The 5197-nt window shown below is 62.0% G+C and carries 3 protein-coding genes and 1 pseudogene; 1 reads left to right on the forward strand and 3 read right to left on the reverse strand.

The features are described from left to right. Nucleotides 1-253 precede the first annotated feature (253 nt). Nucleotides 254-1282 (forward strand): bacteriocin fulvocin C-related protein, encoded by a 1029-nt coding sequence (locus ABZZ74_RS52435; protein ID WP_356951198.1) that lies wholly within the window; start codon nt 254-256, stop codon nt 1280-1282. 11 nt (nt 1283-1293) lie between these two features. On the opposite strand, the pseudogene ABZZ74_RS52440 reads toward ABZZ74_RS52435, so the two are convergent. The 3 genes and pseudogenes from ABZZ74_RS52440 to ABZZ74_RS52450 form a co-directional block, all read right to left on the reverse strand. Then, nucleotides 1294-1380: pseudogene (locus ABZZ74_RS52440) on the reverse strand (aminoacyl-tRNA hydrolase); the annotation flags it as partial. Between the two features lie 963 nt (nt 1381-2343). Then, a complete protein-coding gene (locus ABZZ74_RS52445; protein WP_356951199.1) occupies nt 2344-3297 on the reverse strand; it encodes a hypothetical protein in 954 nt (317 codons plus the stop codon). Nucleotides 3298-4760: 1463 nt separating this feature from the next. Continuing rightward, entirely contained in the window at nt 4761-4994 is a 234-nt protein-coding gene (locus ABZZ74_RS52450) for a hypothetical protein (protein WP_356951200.1), read from the reverse strand. Between the last annotated feature and the right edge of the window lie 203 nt (nt 4995-5197).

Raw genomic sequence — 5197 nt, forward strand, 5'->3', positions numbered from 1 at the left:
GCAGCGCCGCACCCCGCCACCCCGTCGGCAAACACCGGCATAAAAAGGACACCCATCGACCCGGAGGACCGAGGGGAAACCTTTAATTTCAAGCTAAGGCACTGGGACGCGCTCATCTGTGACAAAGGCCGCTCCACGAACAGGCAAGTATCCGGCAAAGGGTTCGAGCACGATCGAAAGGTGTTGCCCGGCTCCATCCGGCTGTCCAGCCTGGGCAAGACGTCTTCTTCGCCCAGCGGATGGGAGAACCGTGATGACAAGCTGGATCCTCGCGTTCGACGCGGGCTGCCGGTCGTGCACCGACGTGGTGGACCGGGTGCGTGCCTGTGCGAACGGCAAGCTGACGACCGCGGGCCTCGCGGAACCGCGGATCCACGAGCTGCGGCAGCGCGCTCTCGGCAAGGCGGCCCCGTGGGCGCCGACACTGCTCGCGGTGGACGGCGACGCCGTCCGGGCGTGGACCGGGCCGGCGCTGTCCCTGCACCTGGTGCGGCTGCTCGGAGTGGCCGACTCCGTGCGCGTGGTCCGCGCCCTCAACCACGCCGACGTCGTGCGGCACCCCGGTCGGCGGAAGCTGCTCAAGGCGGTGCCGCTGCTGGGCCTCGGGGCGTTCGTCCTGTCCGGCGGGCTCGCGGCTCCGGCGATGGCGGCCAAACGTTCCGGCAACGGCAGCGACGGCGGGGCGGCGAGGTGGGTGCGGGCCAACAGCGCCCGGCTGCCCACCGCCTACGAGGACTTCGTGTCCTACCCGATGCCCTACCGCAGGGCGATCTTCGCCGTGTCTCCCCCGGCCGTGCGCACCGCCCTGTGGGCCAAGCACTTCGAGGACTACCGCAAGGCCCACCCGGGACTGTCGCCCGCCCAGGTCGCCGTCATCGACGACGCCGCCCAGCTGGCACCGCGCGTCATCACGACCGGCAAGAACCGGGACCTCAGGGCCCTGCGAGCGCTGGCGGCCACGGCCGTCTCCCTGTTCGGCGCGCAGGAGGCGCGGGCGCTGCTGGGCACGCTCGGCCCGCGGGAGTTGCCGCACGAGTCCGCGCGGACGGCCCCGCAGTTGTTCTCGCAGGTGTCTTCGCAGATGTCCTCCCGGGCGGCCGGAGGCACCCTGGCCCCCTCCGGTGCCGCCTGGTGGTGCGAAGCGACCGGTCCCGACTGCGACACCAACTGCGAGGCCATCACGGGCTGCTCGGACGCCACCTGTTACGGCCCCTGCGTCTGCAGTTCGAGCGGCTGCGGGGACCTGTGGCTCGACTCGTGCAACGGCCTCTGCGGCGCCTGAGGCCCCGGCGGTCAGGACCAGTCTCGGCCTGACCGCCCCCGGTTCGTGTCGGAGCGCTGCTTCTTCTCCCGCAACCGCCGCTCGGACGTCGTTCGAGGCCAAGCTGATGAAGTGTTCCAAGATTTCCTTCGCCCCATTGCCGTTGCCTCGAAGCTCTGTCTTGCTCGACGCATTGTGCAGCCGGGAGGCCGTCTCGAAGGCGTTGCTTGCGGCTTCGACCACAACGGGGGAGCTGGCTATGAGACGGACGCGGAACAGCTCATGCTGGGCGACGCCCTTGAGCCGGTACGACTCCAGGCGGGCCTCTGCGGCAGCTGAACTGTCCTGATCTTCGTTCTTGCGGTGCCAGCGGTCGTACTGGCTACGGCGGTATTCCGTCACTGCTCCAGCGAAGTCGCTGTAGACGGCCATTCGCTCCGCACGGAGTTGCTGCCGATGAGTAAAGCTCTCGGTCCGCTCAGCTGATTTGCGCTGAAACAGGTAGGCCACCGCAGAGCCCAACAGTGTGCCCAGAACTGCAACGAGAGCCGAGACGGCACCATCCATGCGAGTCAGGACACCACATATGTCCGGGCGGCATGACGGGTAGCTCCCGATCTGTGTCGACGAGTAGCGTTGACGTCCACGAAACGGGTCGCTGACCTGCAGAGAAGCAGCCCAAGATCATTACGTCGGCATTACGTGATCACTGTCGTGGAGCTGCTTTCGGCGGCGTCTGCCTGCACATACGCGAAGACCCCGGCCTCAGCGTTTCCGCTGGTGACGGGGTCTTTGGGCACCTCATGCTGGGTGCCCCCGGCAGGATTCGAACCTGCGCACACGGCTCCGGAGGGCCTTTCGGTCCCAGGCATGTGCGCAGGTCACAGGCTTCTTACCGTTCGGGTAGCGATCACTCGTCCGCGGATAGTCCACAAGCTGCTGTCTGATCCGAGGCTCCATGGATCGGCTATCGGTGGCCCCGACTGACGGCCGCGATCTCGGTGGAGGGGTTCAGAGCAGCACGGTCACATTGCTCGCCCCAACAGGGCGTGGCCTGCCGACCGGCCACCGCAGGCTTCGGCCTACGTGACGGACAGCGGGTGAACAGATGGCCTGCTGGGCGATACGGCGTTTACCGGCAAGGCCTCGATAAGCGCTCGAGCGTAGGCTGCTGCCACGACCGAAGCATAAGCCTGCCACGTGTCACCTTTACGCGAATCGCAGTAATCACAGATTCCGCGAATAACTAGATAGCCCACTCCGCCAACCCATGCGGCGTCAGAAATACCTGAACCTTCCATTTCGACAGCCCGAACGTCGAGCTGATCTCTTAAAACGTCACGTAGTAGCGGGTCTTTCAAAAGGATATTCGCCGACGCGATGCGGCCGTAATACAGCTTTGGCTGCCCTGTTATTCGATCAACGTCCGTTGGGTGCTCCAATTTGACGTTCGACCTCCTGGAATGGTAGAGCTTATCGAAAGATGGGCTCGGGCGAGAAGCCCCGAGCAACCGCCTCCCCCGCCTTACATGCCGCTCCCAGGGGCGTTTTCCGGCGAGCCTTTCGGCCTCTAGGCGATTCACCTTATTCAACAATGCAGGTGAAGGGAGTGGTGAAGTCCCTTTAAGCTCAGCCACGCCCTCGCTTAGCCTCAAGTGATCGTACTGAATAACCCCATGTTCGCCCGATATTACTATGTCGCCGAGGCGGACATGCTTACTCGGTTGGCGATGATTCGGAACGCCACCAGCAATTCCTACCATCAGAACGTGATCAACACTTGGAAAACTTCTCTTGAGGTTCGTGACGGCGATGGAGGCAACATTGTTTGCAGGCTTTGTCTGAAGCGTCAGAACCACCGAATGAGCTCCTCCCCCGGAGTGCGGAATCCTACCGATCACGTAATCGCTATGATCTTCTCTGTGGGGAGGTGCGTCCTGGGGATCGTCAAGCATGGCTTTAGCCGCAGCAAACTCTTTCGGCAACGCTGTCACGATGCCAACGTCCGGCAGGTCGCCCTGCGCTGAGTTATTCATCCCAACCACCGCGATTCGCACATTACCGCAGAACTCTACAATAGTGTGCCACCGTTGAGTGCACTCCGCGACTTGACCCGCGTGTGGCGGCTGGAAACGAGCCTCGTTGGGCGAATAGATAAGGGATGTGTTGCGGGCGGGGAGGTCGTTGACGTCTACTCGGCCGGTCAGCCGTGGTCCTGGAGTGCTGCCGGCCGACTGCGGTCTATGCGGTGGCTGTACTCCGCTGCTCTACAGCCACAACTGATCATCGGCGGCTGTGACCTGCGGCCGCCTAATCGATCAACGCCCTGACCTGCTGCTGAGCTGTCGGCAGTTGTCGGCGTTGGTCATCGTTGAGCGCCCTTCCACGCCCCCTGGACGGCCCGGGAGGGCGCTCTAGCCTTTGGGTGGGGCATCTACTCGCAAGGGTCCCTCACGAAGGTCGTACGCGACGCGAGAGGTACGAGTAGAATCCAATAGCAGTCAAAACCGGGGTGGGGGAATCTTGAGAAAATACGGCACTGAGATTGGGCTGACACTGGTTGTGTCGCCAATGATTCTTGGCAGACAGCGGGATCTAGAGAAGGCGGATATCCCTAGAGATCCCCCATGTCACATCTATGTGGTCAGTCAGCTTCCTCGTATCTCGATTCCGCCGGAGAGCGTCACCATCGAAAACGGCTCGATATCTGGAGTTGCAAGGAAGCAGCATGAGGGAAGCTTCACCTCGATTGATTTCCGAATGGGGTACGAGCGACCTGACGGATTCGGGTCTATCGCGTGGGTATCCGAGTATCCGTATGAGGACTTTTCGCTAGTGGACGAGGAAAGCGGGGAGGATCTTATATCAGGGAGTGCGTATGTCCTCCTGACGCACTTGGGTGTTGATCCTTCGTGGCGCACACATGAGGTGCTCTATGTTGGCCAAGCCTTCGGAAAAGCCGGAGAGAGGCAGGCTTTCGACAGGCTTCGAAAGCATGACACTTTGCAGAGGATCTACTCTGAGCAGCGACCCGATCGGGAAATCTGGCTCTCGCTCTGTGCGATCACAGACGTTGCGACGATGTCGACAATGCACCCCACTGATAATGGGGCTGTCAGCGTCGAGGAGGACAGGGATCATATGATCCGAGTCTATCGGCGAGTGATTGATAAGCGGGGCTCATTCGCTACTTCCAGCCAAAATACAACAAAGTCTTTAAGAATAACTTCCCTGATCCGGATCACGTGTCACTTGCGGAGTGTATGGATCTAGAAATTAATACCGTAATCCTTGAGCTGCATGGAATGAACGTAGAAGCGCTTTATGGATCGCCGGGCGTTGAGGCGAACCATCTACACTTCCCTCAATATCCACTCTTTGAGGCGGATGGTCGGGATTCTCTCCTCGACTTCATGAGTTCATTGGGCAAGGCTAAGGCAAACGAATGAGGTCGGTGGAGTCTTAATGACTCTGTCCAGGGCGAGGTGGGCCTCGGCGGTCAGCTCTTGTCTTCGTTGAGGTCGAACCCGTCCGGGACCTCCAGCAGTGCATCGCGCCACGGCCCTTCCGGTTCTTTCATGGCCGCGCTGCGGAAGAGGTCTGCGAGTCGGTGGCGGTCCCCTGGGCTGAGGCGGTCGAAGAGGTATGCCGGGTACTCGAACCACCTGGACGCCGCGTCCGGTGAGGCTTCCTCATCCGTGCTGGTGTCGACTGCCGCCACCAGATGTGCCATGGCTTCGGCCAGCGTGGTGAGCAGCGGATCGCTGTGGGAAGGAGCAGGCCGCCGGTATCGCTCGCGAAGTGGTCCCGAGGTGAGATCGTCACGGGACACGTGATCGGCTGTCCCCGTACTCGTGTGAGTGCACCACCAAGTACGGGGTTTTGTGCACCACTCAGGCCACGTCGGTGTCTCGCTCGATGGCCTGGAGCCGGTTC

It is taken from the genome of Streptomyces sp. NPDC006476 (assembly GCF_040612015.1).
Classification (GTDB): Bacteria; Actinomycetota; Actinomycetes; order Streptomycetales; family Streptomycetaceae; genus Streptomyces; species Streptomyces griseorubiginosus_B.

What these genes read in the sequence shown, in the direction of transcription:
- ABZZ74_RS52445 (WP_356951199.1), bottom strand. Translation starts at nt 3,297, where the DNA reads ATGAATAACTCAGCGCAGGGCGACCTGCCGGACGTTGGCATCGTGACA.
- ABZZ74_RS52450 (WP_356951200.1), bottom strand. Translation starts at nt 4,994, where the DNA reads ATGGCACATCTGGTGGCGGCAGTCGACACCAGCACGGATGAGGAAGCC.
- ABZZ74_RS52435 (WP_356951198.1), top strand. Translation starts at nt 254, where the DNA reads ATGACAAGCTGGATCCTCGCGTTCGACGCGGGCTGCCGGTCGTGCACC.